The sequence below is a fragment of the Lysobacter antibioticus genome, assembly GCF_001442535.1.
Lineage (GTDB): Bacteria > Pseudomonadota > Gammaproteobacteria > Xanthomonadales > Xanthomonadaceae > Lysobacter > Lysobacter antibioticus.
In genome coordinates this window covers 1455622-1478678 of record NZ_CP013141.1, presented here as the reverse complement: position 1 = coordinate 1478678, position 23057 = coordinate 1455622, and the positions used below count along the sequence as shown (strand labels likewise).

Here is a 23057-nt window from a genome sequence, read left to right as displayed (position 1 = left end):
ACCCCGACGCCTGCATCCCGCTTCGATCCGGCTCCAGCGCCCTCCCCGGCTTCGAGGGTAAAACCCGGCGTCGAAGTCCGTGCATTCGGTCCGGTCACATTTTTCCCATCGCGCCCGTCTGTCATTCTTGAAGGCGCACCGCCTGGGAACGAGAAACGGACATGCACCTATTTCGACACGGATACCGACCGCGCAGCCTCGCGGTCGTCGGACTCGCCGCGATGCTCGCGGCGGCCGCACTGAGCGGCTGCGGCCAGGCCGGCTCCGCGAACGACAGCGCCAAACGCCACGACGGCAACGCGATCAAACGCCACTACGGCCGGATCGTGTTCGATCCCTGCACCCTGTCCACGCCCTACACCAGCGGCACGATCGCGGCGCAGTGCACGCAATTCGAGGTGCCGGAGAACGCCGCCGAGCCCAAGGGCCGCAAGCTCAAGCTCAACCTGGCCTGGTTGCCGGCCACCGACGAGGCCGGCGTCGCCGAGGACCCGGTGTTCTTCCTCGCCGGCGGCCCCGGCCAGGCGGCAACCGAATCCTGGCCGACCGTCGACGCGGCCTTCCGCGAGGTGCGCAAGCACCGCCATATCGTCCTGGTCGACCAGCGCGGCACCGGCAAGTCCTCGCCGCTGGCCTGCCGCGACGCCAGCGGCGAAAACCAGCCTCACCGCGACGAGGCCGCTCAGTTCGACGCCGCGGTCCAGGCAGTCGAGCGCTGCGCCCGGCAACTCAAGGTCGACGCCAGCCGCTTCACCACCAGCGACGCGATCGCCGACCTCGACGCCGTGCGCGCCGCCATCGGCGCAGCCAAGATCGACCTGGTCGGGGTGTCCTACGGCACCCGCGTCGCCCAGCAATACGCCACGCGCTACCCGCAGCACACCCGCAGCGTGGTGCTCGACGGCGTGGTGCCGAACGAGCTGGTGCTCGGCAGCGAGCACGCGCGCAATCTCGACAACGCCCTCGCCCTGCAGTTCAAGCTGTGCCAGCAGATCCCGGCCTGCCGCGCGCGCTTCGGCGGCGAACCGCGCGAACAGCTGCGCCAGCTGATGGCGCGCCTGCAGACCCCGGTCGAGGTCGATTACCGCGACCCGCACACCGGCGAGCAGAAACGCGCGCCGATCAGCGCGGCCCAGGTCGGCATGCTGACCCGGATGTTCTCGTACGCGCCGGAAGCCGCTTCGCTGTTGCCGCTGGTCTTGAACGAAGCCGACCAGGGCCGCTACGCGCCGCTGATGGCGCTGTCGAAGATGATCGAAAACCAGCTCAACGACGAACTCAACTACGGCATGCAGTTGTCGGTGATCTGCGCCGAGGACGTCGACCTGCTCAAGCCCGATCCGAGCGATGCCGACACCGTGATCGGCGACGCCATGAGCAAGACCCTGGTCGCACAGTGCAAGGCCTGGCCGACCGGGCAGCGGCCGAAGGACTTCCACGCACCGTTCAAGTCGAGCCTGCCGACCCTGCTGCTGTCGGGCGAACTCGATCCGGTCACGCCGCCGCGCTACGGCGACCAGGTCGTCAAACACCTGACCAACGGCCGTCACCTGATCCTGCGCGGCCAGGGCCACGGCGCGCTGCGCATCGGCTGCACGCCGAAGCTGCTCGGCCAGTTCGTCGAAACCGCCGACGCGAAGAAGCTCGATGCGCGTTGCCTCGACACGCTCGGCTACGTGCCGCCGTTCGTCTCTTTCAACGGCTGGGAGCCGTAAGAACCGGGAATCGGCAATGGGGCATCGGGAATCGACGAGACCCGCTCCATGCCGACGACCTCTGCCGTTCCGACTCCCTGCCCTCATCACCGAATCGCGTGGAAGCCATGATTTCAGCTCACGACCTGCATAAAAGCTTCAAGACCAAGACCGGTACCGTCCACGCCGTGCAAGGCGTCGACTTCGAGGCCCGCGACGGCCAGATCACCGGCCTGCTCGGCCCCAACGGCGCCGGCAAGACCACCACCCTGCGCATGCTCTACACCCTGATGCGGCCCGACCGCGGCGAAGTGCGCGTCGACGGCATCGACGCCAGCCGCGACCCGGCCGCGGTGCGGCGCGCGCTCGGCGTGCTGCCCGACGCGCGCGGCGTCTACAAGCGCCTGACCGCACGCGAGAACATCGCTTACTTCGGCGAGCTGCACGGCCTGTCGCGCGGCCTGATCGACGAGCGCACCCGCGCGCTGTCGCAGGCGCTGGACATGGACGAGATCCTCGACCGCCAGACCGAAGGTTTCTCGCAGGGCCAGCGCACCAAGACCGCGATCGCCCGCGCCCTGGTCCACGACCCGCGCAACGTGATCCTGGACGAGCCCACCAACGGCCTGGACGTAATGACTACGCGGGCGATGCGCGGCTTCCTGCGCGGCCTGCGCGAGGAGGGACGCTGCGTGATCTTCTCCAGCCACATCATGCAAGAGGTCGCGGCGCTGTGCGACCGCATCGTCATCATCGCCAAGGGCCAGGTCGTGGCCGCCGGCACCGCCGACGAACTGCGCGCGCAGACCGGCCAAGATAATCTCGAAGACGCCTTCGTCCAGGCGATCGGCAGCGACGAGGGCCTGCACGCATGAACATTGCCGCCTTTTCCGCCATGTGGGCGGTGATCCGCAAGGAACTGCGCGACATCTCGCGCGACCGCCGTACCCTCGCCATCGCCTTGCTGCTCGGGCCGTTGCTGTATCCGCTGCTGATGCTCGGCATGGGCGCGCTGGCCGAGAACCGCGCGCGCACCCAGCTCGACACCGAGCTGCGGGTGCCGGTGCGCGGCGCCGAGCACGCGCCGAACCTGATCAAGTTCCTCGCCACCCAGAACATCGTCGCGATCCCGGCGCCCGCCGACCTGGACGCAGCGATCCAGAACCAGGACCACGACGTGGCCCTGATCGTGGCCAAGGACTACGCCGAGAACTGGAAGCAGGGCCAGCCGGCCTTGGTCGAGATCGTCCAGGACAGCACCCGCCGCGACGCCGAGATCCCGAGCCGGCGCGTGCGCGCGGCGCTGGAAGGCTATAGCCGCCAGGTCGGCGTGCTGCGCCTGCTCGCCCGCGGCATCGCCGCGACGGTCGCCCAGCCGGTCAACGTCGGCGACCGCGACGTCGCCACGCCCGAGGCCAAGCGCGGCCTGGTGCTGTCGGCGCTGCTGCCGTACCTGCTGATCATGACCTCGTTCATCGGCGGCGCGTACCTGATCATCGACGCCACGGCCGGCGAACGCGAACGCCAGTCGCTGGAGCCCTTGCTGGCCACCCCGGCCTCACGCGGCTCGATCGTCAGCGGCAAGATCGCCGCGGCCTGCATCCTCGGCCTGCTGTCGCTGCTGCTGACCCTGTTCGCGTTCAAGCTCAGCTCGCAGATGAGCAGCGGCATCGGCAAGATGCTCGACGTCAGCCTGCCGGCGATCGGCCAGATGCTGCTGATCCTGCTGCCGATGTCCTTCATCGGCACCGCGCTGCTGACCTATCTCTCGGCCGCGGCCAAGAGCCTGAAGGAAGCGCAGAGCCACATGACCTGGCTGATGCTGATGCCGCTGCTGCCGACCTTCGTGTTGATGGTCAACCCGCTCAAGACCCAGCTGTGGCAGTTCGCGGTGCCGTTCCTGGCGCAGAACCAGTTGCTGCTCAAGGTGATCCGCGGCGAGGCGATCTCCGGCCAGATCTGGGCGGTGTACCTGGCCACGGCCTTCGCCCTGGCGGCGCTGCTGTGGTTCGCGGCGGTGCGCCGTTATCACAACGAGACGCTGGCGATATCGGGCTGATTCGGCCGCTGTAGGCGGCCTTGGGCTGGGCCGGGCTTGGTTGAGCCGGCCAGCGCTGACCGGCCGGGCCGGCTGCATCGCCGCCCGCGGATCGGACTTCATCGCCACACCCACCAAGAAAAAGCCCGGCTCGCGCCGGGCTTTTTCGTTTTGCGATGACGGCGAACGCCGCGCGGATCAACCGCCCGGGTTGAAGCCGATCGTGCGCCGGGTGGTGACCTGGCTCGGGACCGGCTGGAAACGCCACTTGCGCACCGCGTTGACGGCTTCGCGATCGAACACGCGGGCCGGGTTGGAACGGACCACGCGCGCGGCGGTGACCGAACCGTCGGTGCCGACGGTGAACTCGACCTGGACCTCGCCCGACTGGCCGGCGCGCAAGGCTTCCGGCGGGTAACGCGGAGCCGGGGTCGAAACGGCGCGCAGTTCGCTGGCCGGGGTCGCGGTCGACGCCGTCGCCGCACGCTCGGTCGGGGCCGGACGCTCGGCACTGCGCTGTTCGCTGGCGCGCTGCTCGGCGGCGCGTTGCTCGGCCGCACGCTGCTCGGCTTCGCGCTGCGTCGCCGCCTGGCGTTCGGCGGCCTGCTGGGTCGCCAGTTGCTGGGCGGCCTGCTGCTGTTGCTGCTGCTGCTGGGTCTGGCGCTGCTTCTCCAGCTCGGCCTGCTTCTTGAGCTGCTCTTCGGCGGTCAGCTTTTCCTGCTCGGCGCGCTTGGCCAGGGCGTCCTGCGAAGTGCCGATGCTCGCCTTCAGGCGGGCGACCGCCGGATGTTGCGGGTCGGCGCGTTCGATCAGCGCGGCCAGGCGCTGGGCTTCGGCGAAGTCCTCGCGGCCCACGCTCTGTTCGGTCGCGATGACCGTCATCGGCAGCAGGTCGGTCAGCGCGCTCGAGGCCACGGCGTCGGCCGGGGCTTTCTCGCGCAGGGCGAGGTAGTACTCGACGGCGTTGTCCTCGGCCGGCGCGTACAGGCGGTTCTCCACATAGGCCTTGCGAGCGGCCTCGCGCAGCTGCTCGACCGACAAGGCCGAGACCTTGGCCGATACGGCGGTCTGCGCCGTCACCGCCGGAGCGGTGGCCGCGGTCGCGGGCGCCGCGTCCGTGGCCGGTGCGGCGTCTTCCTTCTTTCCGCAGGCCGCCAGCGCGCATCGCAGCGCGATCACGGCGGAGACCTGCATTACAGCGGACAGCCGGCTGTTACGCCGGTCATTGTTAGCGACGATCATTGGCAAAAACTCCCCTGAAGTACGCGAGACCCGTCCGATACGGGGCCGGGCGCACGCCCGATAGGACGCGCTACGGAGCCGCGTTTGTCAAGCGTTCAGGTTGGCTGGGGGCCCCGGGATAGGCGTCAGACATGGAGTGTGCCACCCATCGCGGCCCGGACCGATACCGGGTGTGTCGGTTCGCGCCCCTGGCGCGACGAATTGCACAAATTTCGTCACCCGGCGGCGCCCGGGCCGAGGCGGCGTCGCGGCGGTGCAACATCGTGCGCGGCGCGAGGTTGCGCCGGCCCGGCCGGGACACCGCGCAGAGCGGTCGCGCCGCGTCCGCCCCGCCCTCCACCCCATGTGACCCCGGCACGCTCCGAACCCGGCGCGCCGGCCGGGCCAGCCGACCGCGCTGACTTCACATCGGCCTGCCCTGGAGCGGCCTGCTTTGGATCGAAGTGATCTACAGCGGCGTGATCTAGAATCGCCGCACCACAGGCAGGGAGCGGGACATGAGCATTCTGGGTTTCATCAAGGGCGAGCTGCTGGAGATCATCGAGTGGACCGATGATTCGCGCGACACCCTGTCGTTCCGCTACCCGGACGACGACAAGGAGATCAAGAACGGCGCCCAGCTGATCGTGCGCGAGTCGCAGCAGGTGCAGTTCGTCGCCGCCGGCCAGTACGCCGACCTGTTCGGACCCGGCAAGCACACCCTCAAGACCGAGAACATCCCGGTCCTGTCGACCATCCTGGGCTGGAAGTACGGCTTCAACTCGCCGTTCAAGTGCGACGTCTACTTCCTCAACACGCGCTTGTTCACCGGCAACAAGTGGGGCACTTCCAACCCGGTGATGATGCGCGACGCCGACTTCGGCGTGGTCCGCCTGCGCGCCTTCGGCACCTACGATTTCCGCATCGTCGATGCGCCGAAGTTCCTCAGGGAAGTGGCCGGCACCGACCAGAATTTCCGCCTCGACGAGTTCGCCGACACCATGCGTTCGCGCATCGTCAGCGTGTTTACCGAGGCCCTGGCGACCGCCAACGTGCCGGCGCTCAACGTGGCTTCGCGTTACGGCGAACTCGGCGACGCGCTGCTGCCGATCATCAACCCGGCCATGACCGGTAAGTACGGCATCGAGATCACCGCCTTCGTGCTCGAGAACGTCTCGGTGCCTCCGGAAGTCGAGAAGGCCATCGACGCGCGCTCCAGCATGGGCGTGGTCGGCAACCTCAACGACTACGTGAAGTTCCAGATGGGCCACGCCATGGGCCAGGGCGGCGAAGCCGGCGCGGCCGCCGCGGTGCCGGCGCAGATGGCGGTCGGCTTCGGCATCGCCCAGGAAATGATGCGCAGCATGCAGAGCGGGCAGGCCCAGGCGCCCGCCGCCGCGACTCCGCCGCCGGTGCCGGGGGCGGCCAACGCCCTTGAGGTGCTGACCCCCGAGCAAGCCGCCGCCGCGCTCGGCGTCTCGGTCGAGGACGTCATGGCTGCGATCGCCGCGGGCGAGCTCAAGGCCCGCAAGATCGGCAGCGCCACCCGCATCGCCAAGGCCGCGCTCGAAGAATTCCTGCGCGGCTGATGGACAACGCCACTGTCGGCAAGCATCCCTGCCCGGAGTGCGGCGGGGATCTGCAATGGAATGCGGCCAAGCAGTCCCTGGCCTGCCCCTACTGCGGCACGATCGTGCCGTGGTCGCCTGCGCAGGAAGCGCTGGGCGAGCAGGTCGTGGAACTGGACCTGGTCAGCGCACTCGCCCAGCACCCCAGCGACCAGCGCGGCTACGGCGGCGGCGGCGAACGCCGCGAAGTGCAATGCCAAAGCTGCAAGGCGATCTCGGTGTTCGTCGACGGCAAGGTCGCTCAGCGTTGCGAGTTCTGCGGCTCGCCGGCGGTGATCGACCACGAATCGCTCGGCGATGCGATCACCCCGCAGAGCCTGCTGCCGTTCAAGATCAGCGACGGCCAGGTGCGCGACATCATCCGCAAATGGTACGGCACGCGCTGGTTCGCGCCGAACCGGCTCAAGCACGCGGCCCTGACCGACACCCTCAAGGGCGTGTACCTGCCGTACTGGACCTTCGACGCCCACGTTTCGGCCGACTGGACCGCCGAAGCCGGTCACTACTACTACGAGACCGAGAGCTACACCGAGAACGGCCAGCACAAGACCCGCCAGGTGCGCCACACCCGCTGGGAACCGGCGGCCGGCTCGTTGCGGCATTTCTTCGACGACGACCTGGTGCCCGGCACGGTCGGCGTGCATGCGAACCTGCTCGAACAGATCGGCCAGTTCCCGACCACCAGCGACCTTAAACCGTATTCGCCCGAGTTCGTGCGCGGCTGGATCGTCGAGCGCTACCAGGTCGACCTGCACGCTGCCTCGGTGCTCAGCGAAAGCTCGATGCAGGAACAGACCCGCAGCCTGTGTTCGGCGCAGGTCCCCGGCGACACCCAGCGCAACCTGGAGGTCGACGCCACCTACCGTGGCCGCACCTTCAAACACATCCTGGTCCCGGTCTGGCTGGTCAGCTACACCTACGGCTCGCGCAGTTTTCAGGTGTTGGCCAACGGCTACACCGGGCAACTCGCCGGCGAGCGCCCTTACAGCTGGGTCAAGATTTTCTTCGCGGTGGTGGCGGCGTTGATCGCGGCGGTGGTGGTGTTCGGGGTGTTGGGGCGCTGATCGGGGCGTGATCGTCGTGCCGCAGCCGCGGCCGGCTTTTACAGGACAGGAGCAGCGCAAGCCGCAACCGCGGAACGCGCAGAGACGACAACGCCGACGTCGCTCGTCGAAGCGACGTACTTTCGCAGGGTAGGAGCGGCGCAAGCCGCGACCGCGTCGTTTCGGTCTCGCGACGTGTGGCTCACGCAAGACCAAAATCAACCGCCTAAAGCTTCCGCCACTAAAGCGGCGGGTTACTTTCTTTTGTCATAAGCAACAAAAGAAAGGTAACCAAAGAAGTTGCTTTTCTTTGAATCACAGGCCCGCACGATCGGTGCCGACGCAGGGCTTTTTCATACGGGACATCCTTGTCCCGATGAAAAACGGCGCGCATCCCTGCGCGCCGCCCTCCGGGTCTGCGATGGCCTTCGCTAGTGCTAGGCGTCGCACAACAACGGCAACCGCAAAATCTTTACGGCACCTACGTTGCCGTTGCCGTTGCCGTTGCCGTTGCCGTTGCCGTTGCCGTGAAGAGCTTGGCGCAGCGCCGCGCTTGCGAGAACACCTGGAGACCCGGAGGGCGGCGCACAGGACGTGCGCCCAGCTTTGATTGAAATGATCCGATAAGACAGGGATGTCTTATCGGAAAATCCCGGCGCGAGCTGCGTGCTCGCAGGGGAGCTTCGTCAAGGAGAGCATTTTTCTTTGGTGACTTTTGACCGAAGGGAATCCAGACGGACTTTTGGGGCTTTGGCCAAAAGAAAGTTACCCGCACCCTTTAGGGGGCGGAAGCTTCATGCGTTTGATCCGGATTTTGCTTTAGAGATGCGCCGCGAGGCCGTCACAACGCGGTCGCGGCTCGCGCCGCTCCTACTCTGAAGCTGCATCCGAACTCAGCACAACTCACTCGCCGGCGAACATCCGACGACGCCCTACTTGCCGATACAAAAGCTCGAAAAGATATGCCCCAGCAGATCATCCGCGCGCACCCGGCCGGTGATCTCGCCGAGTGCCTCATGCGCCTGGCGCAAGGCCTCCGCAGCCAGGTCGAGCATCTCGTGATCGAGCTGCACACGCGCATCGTCGAGTTCGTCGCGCGCGCGCAGCAAGGCGTCGACGTGACGAGCTCGCGCGGTGAACGCACCTTCCGCGGATTCCGCGGCATCGCCCTGCGCCAAGGCGCGCAAGCGCGCATGCAGACCGTCGAGCCCGGCGCCGCTGCGGGCCGAGACGAAGACCCGGTCTTCGCCGCCGATATCGACCGGCGTCGGCGAGCCGTAGTCGGATTCGATCAGGTCGATCTTGTTGTAGACGTACAACCGCGCCGGCACTTCGGCGATCGCCTCGGCCACCGCTTGCAGGCCGGTTTCGGGGTCGCTGGCGTCGAGCACCACGATGGCGAGGTCGGCGCGTTCGAGTTCGCCGCGCGCACGGCGCATGCCTTCGCGCTCGATCGCATCACCGCCATCGCGCAAGCCGGCGGTGTCGACCAGGGTCAGTTCGACGCCATCGAGTTTCACCGTTTCGTGCAGCAGGTCGCGGGTGGTGCCGGCGATGTCGGTGACGATGGCACGGTCGCTGCCGGCCAGCGCATTCAACAAGGAACTCTTGCCGGCGTTCGGCGGGCCGACGATCACCGCATGCAGACCATCGCGCAGGCGGCGGCCGCGTTCGGCGGCGGCCAGCAGGTCGTCGAGTTTCGCTGAGGCGGCAGCGAAACGCGCGAGCAAGGCCGAGCCGCCGAGGGTGTCGAGCGGTTCGTCGGCGAAGTCGATCGCGGCTTCGACGTGGACGCGGATCGCGAGCAGATCGCCGGCCAAGGCCTCGACGCGGCGCGAGAACTCGCCGTCGAGGGCGCGCCGGGCGGCGCGCGCGGCGCGACCGTCGGCCGCGGCGATCAGGTCGGCCACCGCTTCGGCCTGGGCCAGGTCGAGGCGGCCTTCGAGAAACGCGCGTTCGCTGAATTCGCCCGGTCGCGCGCGTCGAGCGCCGAGGGCGCAGGCGCGTGCGAGCAGAGTTTCGAGCAAGGCCGGGCCACCGTGCGCCTGCAGCTCGACCACGTCTTCGCCGGTGTAGCTGGCCGGCGCGGCGAAGTACAAGGCGATACCGTCGTCGATGGTCTCGTCGTGCTCGTCCCGGAAACGCACGTAATGCGCATGGCGCGGCCGCAGCGCGCGCGCGGCGACGGTTTCGGCGATCGCCAACGAGCGCGGACCGGACAGGCGGACGATGCCGACCCCGCCGGTGCCGGGCGCGGTCGCGATGGCGGCGATGGTGTCGCGGGCAGGGGCGTCGGTCATGGGCGACATGATAGGGGGCTGCCGTGCTCTCCGTGAAAAGCCCCGCGCCAAGACGTCGCAAGGATGTCCCGGTGAATCCGTTCCCACAAACACGAAGCCCGCCTGGCGGCGGGCTTCGTCGATCGGTTCAGGCGCCCGGGTTCAGGGCGCGAACCGGACCGTCATTCCTTGCTGGGCGCCGCCGTCGCTTCGGCGTAGCGCTTGGTGGTCAGCCACTGCTGCAGCAGGCCGAGGCCGCCGTTGGCCACCTGGTACAGCACCAGGCCGGCCGGCAGGAAGGCCAGGATCACGCCGAAGATCAGCGGCATGAACTGCATCATCTTGGCCTGGGCCGGGTCCATGCCGGTCATCGGCGTGAGCTTCTGGGTCGCCCACATGATCGCGATGTTGATCAGCGGCAGCACGAAGAAGGGATCGCGCGCGGTCAGGTCCTGGATCCAACCGAACCACGGCGCATGACGCAGCTCCACCGACTCGGCGAGCATCCAGTACAAGGTCATGAAGATGATCATCTGCGGCAGCAGCGGCAGGCAGCCGCCGACCGGGTTGATCTTCTCCTTCTTGTACAGCTCCATCAGCGCCATCTGGAACTTCTGCTTGTCGTCGCCGTAACGCTCCTTGAGCTGGGCGACGCGCGGCTGGAACTTGCGCATCTTCGCCGCCGACTTGTACTGCGCCGCCGACAGCGGGTACAGGGCGAGCTTGAGCAGCACCACCAGGCCGACGATGGCCCAGCCCCAGTTGCCGAACAGGTTGTGCATTTTCTCCAGCAGCCAGAACAGGCCGTTGGCGAGGGTCGCGAAGATGCTGTAGCTGCTGAAGTCGACGGCGCGGTCGAGGCCGGCCACGTCCTGGGCTTCGATCGCCTTGACCAGCTTCGGGCCGACCCACAGGCGGGCTTCGGTGACCGCCTTGGCGCCCGGGGCGACGTTGACGCCCGGGCCCATGTCGCGGATCAGGTACTGCGGCGCGCCGCCGGCGCTGAGCTCTTCGAGCGAGAACTGGCCCGCATCCTTCGCGCCCGGGATCCAGGCGGCGAAGAAGTGGTGCTGCAGCATCGCGATCCAGCCGCCGTTGACCTGCTTGTCGAGCTTGCCGTCGTCGCTGAAGTCCTCGAACTTGCGCTTCTCGTACTTATCGGTCGGGCTGTACCACGCCGCGCCCTGGAAACTGTACTGCTCGGGGCTGAAAGGCCCCTTGTGGGCGAGCTCGCGCGGCACGCGGCTGAGCTGGCGGTAGACGTAGCCCTGCCACGGCGAGGTGCTGGCGTTGACGACTTCATCGCGCACGCGCACGGCGTAGTCGCCGCGGCGGAAGGTGTAGGTGCGCTGGATGCTGACGCCGTTCGGACCGGTCCAGGTGAAGGGCACGGCGAGTTCGTTGACGCCCGCGGCCAGAACCAGGTTGCGCTGGTCGCCGGCGTAGCGGAAACCCGACTCGTGGGTCGGCGCGGCGTTGCCCTGGCTGACCCAGCCGCTCTGGGCGACGAAGTACAGGGTCGAGTCGCTCGCCAGCAGACGCATCGGCGGGCTGTTCGGCTCGGAGGTCATCGGGTACTTGAGCAGGTCGGCTTCGCTGAGCTCGCCCCCGCGCAGGTTGACCTTGAGCACGTCGGTGGTCACCACGACCAGGGCCTCGCCGGCGGCGGCGCCGGCGGTGGTCACCGTCGAGGCCGCGGCCGGGGTGTTCGGTACCGCGGCGGTGTTCGGAGCGCCCGGCACGCCCGCGGCGACCGACGGCGCGGCCGTCGGCACGCTGCTGGCCGGTGCCACGGCGGCGGCAATCGGAGCCGGCGGCGCCGACTTCTCCTTGCCCCACTCCATCCACAACAAGGTCGCCACCATCAGCCAGGCGAGGATCAGAAAAGCACGGGTCTGGTTCATGGGCAGCAGGCAGGCTCAGCCGGGACCGGGGTCCGGCAGGGGGTCGGAGGGGGAAGCGGCCGGCATTGTGCCGGGCGCAGGAGTCAGGGGCAATGCAGGCGCAGGCCGGGTACCGGCGCGCTTGAGCAGACTGTGGAAGGCGGCGCGGAGTTCCTCGCCGCTGCAGCGCGAGGCGCCGGGGCGGGCGACGATCACATAGTCGCCCGGCGCCAGCTCGTCCCGGACATGGCGGAAGGCGTCGCGCAACACGCGCTTGATGCGGTTGCGGCCGACCGCATGCGGATCGACCTTGCGCGACACGGCCAGACCCAGTCGCGGGGCGACGGCCTGATCGGCTTGGAAATGCAAAGCAAGCACGGGCAGCGCGACGCGCCGACCATGCTTGAAAATTCGATCGAAGTCGGAGCGCGCGCGTACCCGCGCGGTGCGCGGGAAGCGGGTCGAATTCATCGTATGCGTACGGCCGCGCGACGCTGGGTCAGCGCAGGCGGCCGAATCGACGCTTAGGCGCAGAGACGCTTGCGGCCCTTGGCGCGACGACGGGCGAGAATCTTGCGGCCGTCGGCGGTCGCCATGCGGGCACGGAAACCGTGGTCGCGCTTGCGCTTGAGGTTGCTGGGCTGGTAGGTGCGCTTGGTGGCCATGATCCGGCTCGATGTAACGACGTAATAGGACCGCCGATTCTAGAGGGTGCTCAGAGTCCGGGTCAAGGCCTTGTTTACTTTGACGTTTGAGCCGACGCCGTCGTGCGCGTCGGCGCGACGCGCGCAGCCTGTGCATGAACCTGTGGATTAGTCCTGTTCCGGACTGGGTCCCGATGGTAGTCTGACCGACCCCCGGCCCTGTCCGCCACGATGTTCGCATCGTGCGCTCGGCCGCTTTCGTCCGCTGCGCCGCCAGGCCTGCCGACCGAGTCAGTTACGCATAAGAAGACGCATTACAGATGGAAGCCTGGCCCCGCTGCCTCGAACGCCTCGAAGCCGAATTTCCGGTCGAGGATGTACATACCTGGTTGAAACCGCTGCAGGCGACGCGACGCGACGACGTCACCGTGCTGTATGCGCCGAACGCGTTCGTGGTCGAACACGTGCGCGAACGTTATCTGGGCCGGATCCGCGAGTTGCTGTCGTATTTCGCCGGCAGCGGCGAGGTCAGCCTCGAGATCGGCTCGCTGCCGCGGGCGGTTCCGGCGGTGGCGCGCGAATCGGAGATCGCGGTCAGCGCGCCGCGTCCGGTCGCGCCGCCCGAGCCGTTCCAGGGCAATCTCGACAATCACTACACCTTCGACAACTTCGTCGAAGGCCGCAGCAACCAGCTCGGCCGCGCCGCGGCCTGGCAGGCGGCGCAGAAACCCGGCGAACGCGCCCACAACCCGTTGCTGTTGTACGGCGGCACCGGCCTGGGCAAGACCCATCTGATGTTCGCCGCCGGCAACGCCATGCGCGAGGCCAATCCGGCGATGCGGGTGATGTACCTGCGTTCGGAGCAGTTCTTCAGCGCGATGATGAAGGCGCTGCAGGACAAGACCATGGATCAGTTCAAGCGTCAGTTCCAGCGCGTCGACGCGCTGCTGATCGACGACATCCAGTTCTTCGCCGGCAAGGACCGCACCCAGGAAGAGTTCTTCCATACCTTCAATGCGCTGTTCGACGGCAAGCAGCAGATCATCCTGACCTGCGATCGCTACCCGCGCGAAGTCGAAGGCCTGGAGCCGCGGTTGAAGTCGCGCCTGGCCTGGGGCCTGTCGGTCGCGATCGAGCCGCCGGACTTCGAGACCCGCGCCCAGATCGTGATCTCCAAGGCCAAGGAACGCGGCGCCGCGGTGCCGGAGGAAGTCGCCTTCCTGCTGGCCAAGAAGATGCGCTCGAACGTGCGCGACCTGGAAGGCGCGCTCAACACACTGACCGCCCGCGCCAATTTCACCGGCCGCGCGATCACCACCGAGTTCGCCCAGGAAACCCTGCGCGACTTGTTGCGTGCGCAGCAGCAGGCGATCGGCATCCCCAACATCCAGAAGACCGTGGCAGACTACTACGGCCTTCAGATCAAGGACTTGTTGTCGAAACGGCGTACGCGCTCGCTCGCTCGTCCACGTCAGGTCGCCATGGCGCTGACCAAGGAACTGACCGAGCACTCGTTGCCGGAGATCGGCGATGCCTTCGCCGGTCGCGACCACACGACCGTTTTGCATGCCTGCCGGCAGATCCGCACCTTGATGGAAACCGACGGCAAGCTGCGTGAGGATTGGGACAAGTTGATTCGCAAGCTCAGCGAGTGAAGCCGCCCGGACCGCATCCGCGGTCCGCGCTCACCCGATGGGAACGCAATACCGCTCGATGGCATCGTCGTAAACCGCGAGAGTTCGGTGCCGACGTTCGTGGTCCGGATGCCCGTCATCCGCCTCGTTCGCCGAAACCGCAACCCTGCCAGCGGATGCCCGCCTGGAACGCTCGAGTCGCCGCTGCAGTTGCCGCTTGAATACGGTCCGCGCTGCGACGAGACACAAGGTAATCGGTAAGTGTTTGTTGCGAAAGGCATAACTCGGGGGATGAAAGTCGTACAAACTGTGGACAAGTCAGCGGCCGCCAACCGGCGCCCTTTTTATCCACAGGATGTACCGCATCCCCAGGGCCAGTTCTACCCGCTTTTGAAGTACCGAAAACCGCTTGTAAATCAATTGCTTAAATGAGTTCTCCAGCGTTTTTCGCTACACCATCACCACCAAGCTTTTGATTTATACATCTCTTTAGTAATGGGCTAAGGCCCACCGACGGGCAAGGGGTCCGCATGCGTTTCAGCCTGCAACGCGAAGTCTTTCTCAAGCCGTTGGCCCAAGTGGTCAACGTCGTCGAACGCCGGCAGACCTTGCCGGTCCTGGCCAACCTGCTCGTGCAGGTCAAGGACGGGCAGCTCTCGCTGACCGGTACCGACCTCGAAGTCGAAATGATTTCGCGGGTTGCGGTCGACGATGCGAAGGACGGCGAAACCACGATTCCGGCGCGCAAGCTGTTCGAAATCATTCGAGCGCTTCCGGACGGCAGCAAGGTCACCGTTTCGCAGACCGCCGAGAAGGTCACGGTGCAGGCAGGACGGTCGCGCTTTACGCTCGCCAGCCTGCCGGCCAACGACTTCCCGTCGATCGACGAAGTCGAAGCGACCGAGCGCGTCCGCGTACCGGAAGCCGCCCTGAAGGAACTGATCGAACGCACTGCGTTCGCGATGGCCCAGCAGGATGTGCGCTATTACCTCAACGGTCTGTTGTTCGACCTGCGCGAGAACAGCCTGCGCTGCGTCGCCACCGACGGACATCGCCTCGCCCTGTGCGAAGCGCCGTACGAAGGCAATGCCCAGACCAAGCGCCAGATCATCGTGCCGCGCAAGGGCGTGCAGGAACTGCAGCGTTTGCTCGAAGGCGGCGATCGCGAAGTCGAGCTGGAGATGGGCCGCGGCCATATCCGGGTGAAGCGCGACGATGTCACCTTCACCAGCAAGCTTATCGACGGCCGTTTCCCGGATTACGAAGCGGTGATCCCGATCGGTGCCGACCGCGAGGTCAAGATCGAGCGCGAGATCCTGCGTGCCTCCCTGCAACGTGCGGCGATTCTGTCGAACGAGAAGTACCGCGGCGTGCGCATCGAAGTCTCGCCCGGCCAGCTCAAGATCAGCGCGCATAACCCGGAACAGGAAGAAGCGCAGGAAGAAGTCGAAGCCGACACCAAGGTCGACGACCTGGCCGTGGGCTTCAACGTCAACTACCTGCTCGACGCCCTGACCGCATTGCGCGACGAGCACGTGATCCTGGCCTTGCGCGACGCGAACTCCTCGGCTCTGGTGCGCGAGGCGTCCAACGAGCGTTGTCGCCATGTCGTGATGCCGCTGCGCCTGTAACGGCAAGCGCAGCGAAACCGGGCCAACCCGGTTCCACGTGGAACATCACACGCCCGGCCTGTCCGGGCGTGTCCGTTTGTGGCTTTCGGATCGCCTGCTCCACCGCCGGCACTCCCCTTCTGCGATCATCTGCCGATGCATGTCACCCGTCTGGAAGCCCGTGGATTCAGGCGTTTCGCCGAAGTCAGCCTGCTGCCGGCTCCCGGAATCAACCTGATTACCGGCGAGAACGGTGCGGGCAAGACCAGCCTGCTCGAAGCCCTGCATCTGATGGCTTATGGCCGCAGTTTTCGGGGCCGAGTGCGCGATGGCCTGATCCGGGCCGGCGACCCCGCGCTCGAGGTCTTCGTGGAATGGCAAGAAGCGCGGCGCGACCAGAGCCGCAAGGCCGGACTGCGCCACAGCGGCCAGGAATGGGTCGGTCGCCTCGACGGCGCCTCGGTATCCCAGCTCGGCGAACTGTGCGCCGCCTTGGCCGTGGTCAGTTTCGAGCCCGGCAGCCATTCCCTGATCACCGGGGCCGGCGAGATCCGCCGCCGCTACCTGGATTGGGGATTGTTCCACGTGGAACCTGACTTCACTCCGCTGTGGCGGCGCTATACCCGGGCACTGAAGCAACGCAACGCCCTGCTTAAGGCGCGGGCCCGCGACGGCCAGCTCGATGCCTGGGATCACGAGCTCGCCGAGGCCGGTGAGCCCCTGACCCGGCGCCGCCACCAGTATCTCGACGAACTGCAGCCGAAGTTCTCGGCCCTGGCCGCCGACCTGGCGCCGGGGCTGGGGGCGGTGCGCCTGGATTACCTGCCGGGCTGGCGTCGCGACGAGTTTCCGCTCGCCGACGCGCTGTTGCTGGCCCGCGAACGCGATCAGCTGGCTGGCTATACCTCGGTCGGGCCGCACCGGGCCGACTGGCGCATCGCTTTCGGCGGCCTACCCGGCCGCGAGGCCTTGTCGCGCGGCCAGGCCAAGCTAACCGCCCTGTGCGCCCTGTTGGCGCAGGCCGAGCACCATGCCGCGATCCGCGGCGAATGGCCGATGGTGGCGCTGGACGACCTGGCCTCCGAGCTCGACCGGAACCACCAGCAGCGAGTACTGGAACGCCTGCTGGCGTCGAAGGCCCAGGTTTTCATCACCGGCACCGATCCGCCGCCGGCCTTGGCCTCGATGCAGGTCGAACTGACCAGGTTCCACGTGGAACATGGGCTGTTGGGTGAGCTGCCGCAGTCGAGTTGAGGCGCCGGCGGTCGGAAACCCCGGAGGAACGCTATCGGGTGTGGGCCGGCTGAGTGCCCGCGGCAGGAAGCGGTCCGCGACCGGGGTTCAGCCGAGTTGGCCTGGAAGCCGGGGTGGTGCCGCCTCGTTCATCGCTTCCGCACCCGTCGGTGGGGAGTCGACCGCTTCGCCAGGGGCTCGGCGAGCGGGAAAGGGCGGCGTTTGCGGGAGAGAGGAATCCTGCCCAAGGTCTTAGCCCTCCCCCGGACCGGTGCTCTGATGTTCAACGTCGCCGGTGAATCCCGCGGCGGCCTGTCCCGGCAGGCTGATCCGGGGCTCAAACCCCATTCCGACCATGTTCCACGTGAAACATGGGACCTCACCGGCCACGCCGGCTTTAAAAACCCCGGCTTCGCCACCATCTCAGAGGCCTGGACGGCGCTGTAAGCGCCTCGGAGCCCGTTCCAGGGATGAGCGCCCCCACCCTGGCGCTCCGGCGCCGCGTCCGTCATAGCGCGGGGCCGTACGCCCCGCCTGCTATACTTCAATCACTTCTTTACTGTGTCTCGACGCGTCCGGCGCCTTCGCCGGCAGCGCGTCGTCGGAGCCTGTTGACGCAATGACCAACACCGAGCACGACCCCTCGCAAGACCCGAGCTCCGGCCCGACCCCGCAATCGCAGACCTACGACTCCAGCAAGATCACCGTCTTGCGCGGTCTCGAGGCCGTGCGCAAGCGCCCGGGCATGTACATCGGCGATGTCCATGACGGCACCGGCCTGCACCACATGGTCTTCGAGGTCGTCGACAACGCGATCGACGAGGCGCTGGCGGGTCATGCCGACGATGTCGTCGTCACCTTGCACGAAGACGGTTCGGTCTCCTGCTACGACAACGGTCGCGGCATTCCGGTCGACATCCACAAGGAAGAAGGCGTGTCCGCGGCCGAGGTGATCCTCACCGTGCTGCATGCCGGCGGCAAGTTCGACGACAACAGCTACAAGGTCTCCGGCGGTCTGCACGGCGTCGGCGTGTCGGTGGTCAATGCGCTGTCCGAGCACCTGTGGCTGAACATCTGGCGCGACGGTCACCAGTACCAGCAGGAATATGCGCTCGGCGAACCGATCTACCCGTTGAAGCAACTGGAAGCTTCGCAAAAGCGCGGCACCCTGCTGCGCTTCAAGCCGGCCGTGGAGATCTTCACCGACGTCGAATTCCACTACGACATCCTGGCCAAGCGCCTGCGCGAGCTGTCGTTCCTGAATTCCGGGGTCAAGATCACCCTGGTCGACGAGCGCGGCGAAGGCCGCCGCGACCTGTTCCAGTACGAGGGCGGCATCCGCTCCTTCGTCGAGCATCTGGCCCAGCTCAAGACGCCGCTGCACCCGAACGTGATCTCGGTGTCGGGCGAGCAGAACGGCATCACCGTCGACGTGGCGCTGCAGTGGACCGACTCCTACCAGGAGACGATGTTCTGCTTCACCAACAATATTCCGCAGAAGGACGGCGGCACCCACCTGATCGGGTTCCGCGCCGCCCTCACCCGCACCCTGACCAACTACATCGAACAGAGCGGCCTGGCCAAGCAGGCCAAGATCGCCCTGTCGGGCGACGACATGCGCGAAGGCATGATCGCGGTGCTGTCGGTGAAGGTGCCGGATCCGAGCTTTTCCTCGCAGACCAAGGAAAAACTGGTCAGTTCCGAGGTCCGCCCGGTCGTTGAGAGCACGTTCGGTGCACGTTTGGAGGAGTTCCTGCAGGAACACCCCAACGAGGCCCGAGCCATCACCGGCAAGATCATCGACGCCGCCCGCGCCCGCGAAGCCGCGCGCAAGGCGCGCGACCTGACCCGCCGCAAGGGCGCGCTCGACATCGCCGGCCTGCCCGGCAAGCTCGCCGACTGCCAGGAGAAAGATCCCGCGCTCAGCGAACTGTTCATCGTCGAGGGCGACTCCGCAGGCGGCTCGGCCAAGCAGGGCCGCAACCGCAAGACCCAGGCGATCCTCCCGCTCAAGGGCAAGATCCTCAACGTCGAGCGCGCGCGTTTCGATCGCATGCTCGGCAGCGCCGAAGTCGGCACCCTGATCACCGCGCTCGGCACCGGCATCGGCAAGGACGAGTACAACCCGGACAAGCTGCGCTATCACCGCATCATCCTGATGACCGACGCCGACGTCGACGGCTCGCACATCCGCACCTTGCTGCTGACGTTCTTCTACCGGCAAATGCCGGAGCTGATCGAGCGCGGCCACATCTACATCGGCCTGCCGCCGCTGTACAAGATCAAGCAGGGCAAGAACGAGATCTACCTCAAGGACGATGCCGCGCTCGATCAGTACCTGGCCAACAATGCGGTGGAAGGCGCGGCGCTGATTCCGGCGACGGGCGAACCGCCGATCGAAGGCGCGGCGTTGGAGAAGCTGCTGCTCGCCTACGCCGGCGCCAAGGAAACCATCGCCCGCAACGCGCATCGCTACGATCCGAACGTGCTGCAGGCGCTGATCGATTTCACCCCGCTCGACACCGAACACCTGCTCAAGAACGTCGACGAGCGCCACGAACTCGACGCGCTGGAAAAGCGTCTCAACCAGACCGGTCTGGGCAAGCCGCGTTATTCGCTGGCGCTGCATCCGGCCAACGAAACCCGCCAGGCCGCGTTGTTGGTCACGCGCAACCACATGGGCCAGCAACTGATCCAGGTGTTGCCGCTGTCGGCATTCGAAGGCGGCGAGCTGCGTTCGCTGCGCGAAGCGGCCTCGATGCTGCACGGCCTGGTGCGCGAAGGCGCGCAGATCGTGCGCGGCAACCGCGCGCAAGCCGTCGCCAGCTTCGCCCAGGCCCAGGCCTGGTTGCTCGAAGAAGCCAAAAAAGGCCGCGCTATCCAGCGATTCAAGGGTCTGGGCGAAATGAACCCCGAGCAGCTGTGGGACACCACGGTCAATCCGGAAACGCGTCGCCTGCTGCAGGTGCGCATCGAAGACGCCGTCGCCGCCGATCAGATCTTCAGCACCTTGATGGGCGATGTGGTCGAACCGCGTCGCGAGTTCATCGAAGACAATGCGCTGAAGGTGGCCAATCTCGACGTCTGATCCGGCTGCGTCCGATCCGGCCGCGGATCTGATCCCCGCGTCGCCGCCCTCGCCGGCGACGACGCGCCGCGGATGGTTGGGCAGCGTCGCCGGATTCGCGATCGACTTGCTGCTGTCGGTGGTGTTGCTCGCCGTGTTCGTCATGGCCGGCGGTGTGCTGTGGGGGATGTTGCAAGGCTTGCGCGGCGTCCCGGTCGAGATGGACGCGGGCTCCGATGCGATGATCGCGATCACCCTGGTCGGCACCGGCCTGGGCGCACTGATGGTGTATCTCCTGCGCCGCCGGGCGACGCGCGAGGAATGCGCCGCCTCGTGGCAGGCGCTGTGGCGAAAATCGACCTGGCTCGCGATCCTGGCGGCCCTGCTCGCGACCACCGGTTTCAGCATGCTGGTCGGCCTGCTCGCGCAGCAGCTGCAGATCGAAATGACGCCTAGCAACCTGGTCCTCAGCGAAGCGGTCGCCGAACATCCGTTCCTGTTGCTGATCTTCGCCGTGCTGATCGCGCCGGCCTATGAAGAATTGCTGTTCCGGCGGGTGCTGTTCGGCCGACTGTGGGCCGCGGGGCGGCCCGGCCTCGGCCTGGCGCTGAGCTCGATCGCCTTCGCACTGGTCCATGAGCCGCCCGGCCTCGGCGCCAGCCAGGGCTGGAACATGCTGATGCTGTGGGCGGTGTATGCCTTCATGGGCGCGGTCTTCGCCGCCGTCTACCGGCGCACCGGCACCCTGTGGGCGGCCTATGCAGCGCATGCGCTCAACAACCTGGTGGCAGGTACGGCGCTTTTTGCAAGCCTTTAAGCCACCCTCGTTGACGAAGTATTAATCCAGGCGGCGCTACAAAGTTAGTTCGTTCTGGGGAATCGTCATGAAACGCATCCTGTTTGCGCTTTCGGTCGCCGCCGTGGTGACCGCCTGCGCCACCACGACTTCGCCGACCGGGCGTACCCAGCACATCGGTGCGGTGTCGCAGGAGCAGCTCAACCTGATGGGCGCCAAGGCCTTCGAGGAGGCCAAGAGCAAGCAGCGCCTGAGCACCGACCCGCGCCAGAACGCCTACGTGCGCTGCGTCGTGAGCTCGATTACCCAGCAACTGCCGCAAGGCTGGCAGGCGAACTGGGACGTGGCCCTGTTCGCCGATAACTCGCCCAATGCCTTCGCCCTTCCGGGCGGCAAGGTCGGCGTCAACACCGGCATCTTCACCGTCGCCAAGAACCAGGACCAGCTCGCGGCGGTGATCGCCCACGAGATCGGCCACGTGGTCTCGCGCCATCACGACGAACGCATCACCCGGCAAATGAGCGCCCAGGTCGGCCTGGGCATCCTCGGCAGCCTGGTCGGCTCGCGCTACGGCGAGGGAGCGGTCAACGCCACCAACCAGCTCGGCGGCGCGGCCCTGCAGACGGCGTTCCTGCTGCCGGGCTCGCGCACCCAGGAAAGCGAGGCCGACGTGGTCGGCCAGCGGCTGATGGCGCAGGCCGGCTACGACCCGCGCCAGGCCGTGAATCTGTGGCAGAACATGATCGCCGCGAGCGCTTCGCGGCCACCGCAATGGCTCTCTACCCACCCCGACCCGCAATCGCGCATCCAGGAGCTGAACGCTCGCGCCGGGGCCTTGATCCCCACCTTCGAGCAGGCCCGCGCCTCCGGCCGTACGCCGAAGTGTGGATGAAATCCAGGTGAAAATGGCTGTCTTAACCCGTATCGCGCGGCCCCAAGTTTCTGTTAGCGTGACGGCCCCTTGGCCTTGCGCCGTTCCGCCACAAGGCCACCCGCCTGCGGCCGCTGAGTCTCTCTGAGGTGAGTACATGAACAAGCAACCCACCCGCCGTAGCACCCTGCTGGCCGCCGCGATCGGCGTGACGCTGGTCTTCGGCGCAGTCTCCCAGGTCAACGCGCAGAACATGGCCGAGCGCAATGCGCAGCGCCGCGCCAACAAGGAAAGCAGCAAGGGCAGCACCACCAAGGCCGAGAACCAGTTCCCGAACGCGACGCGCACCGCGCCCGACGCGAAGGCTTCGTCGAAGGGCGGCGCCAAGCTGCAGAAGATGATGGAGTTCTACGACAAGGAAAAGGCTGCCGAAGCCCGCGCCGTCGCCGACGAAATCATCGCCAACACCGCGTTCAACGCCTACGAGCGTTCGTTCGCCGCGCAGATCGGCGCCCAACTCGCCTATGACGGCGACGACAGCAAGGCCGCGATCGCCTATCTCAAGCAAGCGCTGGAATTCAACGGCCTCGACAACAACGGCCATTTCGGCGCGATGTTCATGATGGCCCAGCTGCAGCTGCAGGAAGACCAGTACGCCGATTCGCTGGCGACGGCCGATCGCTTCCTGGCCGAAACCAAGAGCACCAAGCCCGAACACCTGATCGTGCGCGGCAACGCCCTGTACCGCCTGGAGCGCTATCCGGACGCCGCCAAGGCGATCAAGGAAGCCATCGACGCCTCGCCCGAGCCGAAGGTCGAATGGCAGCAGTTGCTGATGGCCAGCTACATTGAGAACAATCAGGGTGCCGACGCGGCCAAGATCGCCGAGGCGATCGCCGCCAAGACCCCGAACGACAAGCGCGCCCAGATGAACGTCGCCGCGGTGTATTCGCAGGCCGACATGCTCGACAAGGCCGCCGTCGTGCTGGAAAAGGTTCGCGCCGCCGGTCAGTTCACCGAAGACAAGGACTACCGCCAGCTCTACGCCACCTATCTGAATCTGGATGGCAAGGAGAAGGAAGCGGCCGGCGTGATCACCGAGGGCCTCGAGAAGGGCGTCCTCAAGCCGGACTACCAGGCCTATGTGGCGCTGGCCCAGTCCTACTACTTCTCCGATCAGACTGCGAAGTCGATCGACGCGTACAAGAAAGCGGCTCCTCTCGCACCGGATGGTGAGACGTACCTGAATCTCGCCCGTGTTCTGTGGCAAGAGGATCGCATTCCCGAGGCAAAGGAAGCCGCCAAGCAGGCGATAGCGAAGGGCGTTAAAAAGCCCGACGACGCCAACAAGATTCTCGCGCTGAAAGGCAAGTAATTCAGCAAAGAGATGCCCAACCGCGCTTGGAACCTGTGACG

At 66.7% G+C, this 23057-nt stretch carries 18 protein-coding genes; 13 read left to right on the top strand and 5 right to left on the bottom strand.

Annotated elements, in window-relative coordinates:
- Window positions 1-161: 161 nt before the first annotated feature.
- The 3 genes from GLA29479_RS06070 to GLA29479_RS06060 all read left to right on the top strand — a co-directional run bounded on the left by GLA29479_RS06070 (window position 162) and on the right by GLA29479_RS06060 (window position 3753).
- The gene (locus tag GLA29479_RS06070) at window positions 162-1715 is read left to right on the top strand and encodes an alpha/beta hydrolase (RefSeq protein ID WP_248842802.1); all 1554 of its coding nucleotides are present in this window, start codon (window positions 162-164) and stop codon (window positions 1713-1715) included.
- A 107-nt stretch (window positions 1716-1822) separates the two neighbouring features.
- Window positions 1823-2569 (top strand): ABC transporter ATP-binding protein, encoded by a 747-nt coding sequence (locus GLA29479_RS06065; protein ID WP_057919811.1) that lies wholly within the window; start codon window positions 1823-1825, stop codon window positions 2567-2569.
- A complete protein-coding gene (locus GLA29479_RS06060; RefSeq protein WP_057919812.1) occupies window positions 2566-3753 on the top strand; it encodes an ABC transporter permease in 1188 nt (395 codons plus the stop codon). The genes GLA29479_RS06065 and GLA29479_RS06060 overlap by 4 nt, the downstream gene beginning before the upstream one ends.
- A 177-nt stretch (window positions 3754-3930) precedes the next feature.
- Here GLA29479_RS06060 and GLA29479_RS06055 read toward each other — a convergent pair whose 3' ends face one another.
- Entirely contained in the window at window positions 3931-4926 is a 996-nt protein-coding gene (locus GLA29479_RS06055; protein ID WP_144436374.1) for an energy transducer TonB, read from the bottom strand.
- A 545-nt stretch (window positions 4927-5471) separates the two neighbouring features.
- On the opposite strand from GLA29479_RS06055, the gene GLA29479_RS06050 reads away from it, so the two are divergent.
- Window positions 5472-6542: an SPFH and helix-turn-helix domain-containing protein gene (locus GLA29479_RS06050; RefSeq protein ID WP_057971079.1), complete on the top strand. Its 1071-nt coding sequence runs from the start codon at window positions 5472-5474 to the stop codon at window positions 6540-6542.
- Window positions 6542-7645 (top strand): TFIIB-type zinc ribbon-containing protein, encoded by a 1104-nt coding sequence (locus tag GLA29479_RS06045; protein WP_057971078.1) that lies wholly within the window; start codon window positions 6542-6544, stop codon window positions 7643-7645. The genes GLA29479_RS06050 and GLA29479_RS06045 overlap by 1 nt, the downstream gene beginning before the upstream one ends.
- A gap of 911 nt (window positions 7646-8556) precedes the next feature.
- Here the strand turns inward: GLA29479_RS06045 and mnmE are convergent.
- The 4 genes from mnmE to rpmH all read right to left on the bottom strand — a co-directional run bounded on the left by mnmE (window position 8557) and on the right by rpmH (window position 12451).
- A complete protein-coding gene (mnmE, locus tag GLA29479_RS06040) occupies window positions 8557-9924 on the bottom strand; it encodes a tRNA uridine-5-carboxymethylaminomethyl(34) synthesis GTPase MnmE (protein WP_057971077.1) in 1368 nt (455 codons plus the stop codon).
- Window positions 9925-10085: 161 nt separating this feature from the next.
- A complete protein-coding gene (gene yidC, locus GLA29479_RS06035) occupies window positions 10086-11807 on the bottom strand; it encodes a membrane protein insertase YidC (RefSeq protein ID WP_057971076.1) in 1722 nt (573 codons plus the stop codon).
- A gap of 15 nt (window positions 11808-11822) precedes the next feature.
- Window positions 11823-12257, bottom strand: coding sequence for a ribonuclease P protein component (gene rnpA / locus GLA29479_RS06030; protein ID WP_057971075.1), 435 nt, complete (start codon window positions 12255-12257; stop codon window positions 11823-11825).
- Between the two features lie 53 nt (window positions 12258-12310).
- Window positions 12311-12451, bottom strand: coding sequence for a 50S ribosomal protein L34 (rpmH, locus tag GLA29479_RS06025; protein WP_031374044.1), 141 nt, complete (start codon window positions 12449-12451; stop codon window positions 12311-12313).
- Between the two features lie 299 nt (window positions 12452-12750).
- Here rpmH and dnaA point away from each other — a divergent pair, with 299 nt between their 5' ends.
- The 8 genes from dnaA to GLA29479_RS05990 all read left to right on the top strand — a co-directional run bounded on the left by dnaA (window position 12751) and on the right by GLA29479_RS05990 (window position 23016).
- Complete coding sequence (dnaA, locus tag GLA29479_RS06020) at window positions 12751-14085, top strand: chromosomal replication initiator protein DnaA (protein WP_057916043.1); 1335 nt, start codon at window positions 12751-12753, stop codon at window positions 14083-14085.
- Window positions 14086-14594: 509 nt separating this feature from the next.
- The gene (dnaN, locus tag GLA29479_RS06015; protein ID WP_031374042.1) at window positions 14595-15695 is read left to right on the top strand and encodes a DNA polymerase III subunit beta; all 1101 of its coding nucleotides are present in this window, start codon (window positions 14595-14597) and stop codon (window positions 15693-15695) included.
- A gap of 135 nt (window positions 15696-15830) precedes the next feature.
- Window positions 15831-16928 (top strand): DNA replication/repair protein RecF, encoded by a 1098-nt coding sequence (gene recF / locus GLA29479_RS06010; protein ID WP_057971074.1) that lies wholly within the window; start codon window positions 15831-15833, stop codon window positions 16926-16928.
- 258 nt (window positions 16929-17186) lie between these two features.
- The gene (locus GLA29479_RS25175) at window positions 17187-17354 is read left to right on the top strand and encodes a hypothetical protein (RefSeq protein WP_169795618.1); all 168 of its coding nucleotides are present in this window, start codon (window positions 17187-17189) and stop codon (window positions 17352-17354) included.
- A 172-nt stretch (window positions 17355-17526) separates the two neighbouring features.
- Window positions 17527-19995, top strand: a complete 2469-nt coding sequence (gene gyrB, locus GLA29479_RS06005) for a DNA topoisomerase (ATP-hydrolyzing) subunit B (RefSeq protein ID WP_057916045.1) — start codon at window positions 17527-17529, stop codon at window positions 19993-19995.
- A gap of 76 nt (window positions 19996-20071) precedes the next feature.
- Window positions 20072-20791, top strand: coding sequence for a CPBP family intramembrane glutamic endopeptidase (locus tag GLA29479_RS06000; RefSeq protein WP_057971073.1), 720 nt, complete (start codon window positions 20072-20074; stop codon window positions 20789-20791).
- A 67-nt stretch (window positions 20792-20858) separates the two neighbouring features.
- Complete coding sequence (locus GLA29479_RS05995; protein WP_057916047.1) at window positions 20859-21662, top strand: M48 family metallopeptidase; 804 nt, start codon at window positions 20859-20861, stop codon at window positions 21660-21662.
- Between the two features lie 136 nt (window positions 21663-21798).
- Window positions 21799-23016, top strand: coding sequence for a tetratricopeptide repeat protein (locus tag GLA29479_RS05990; protein ID WP_057916048.1), 1218 nt, complete (start codon window positions 21799-21801; stop codon window positions 23014-23016).
- The last annotated feature ends 41 nt before the right edge of the window (window positions 23017-23057 follow it).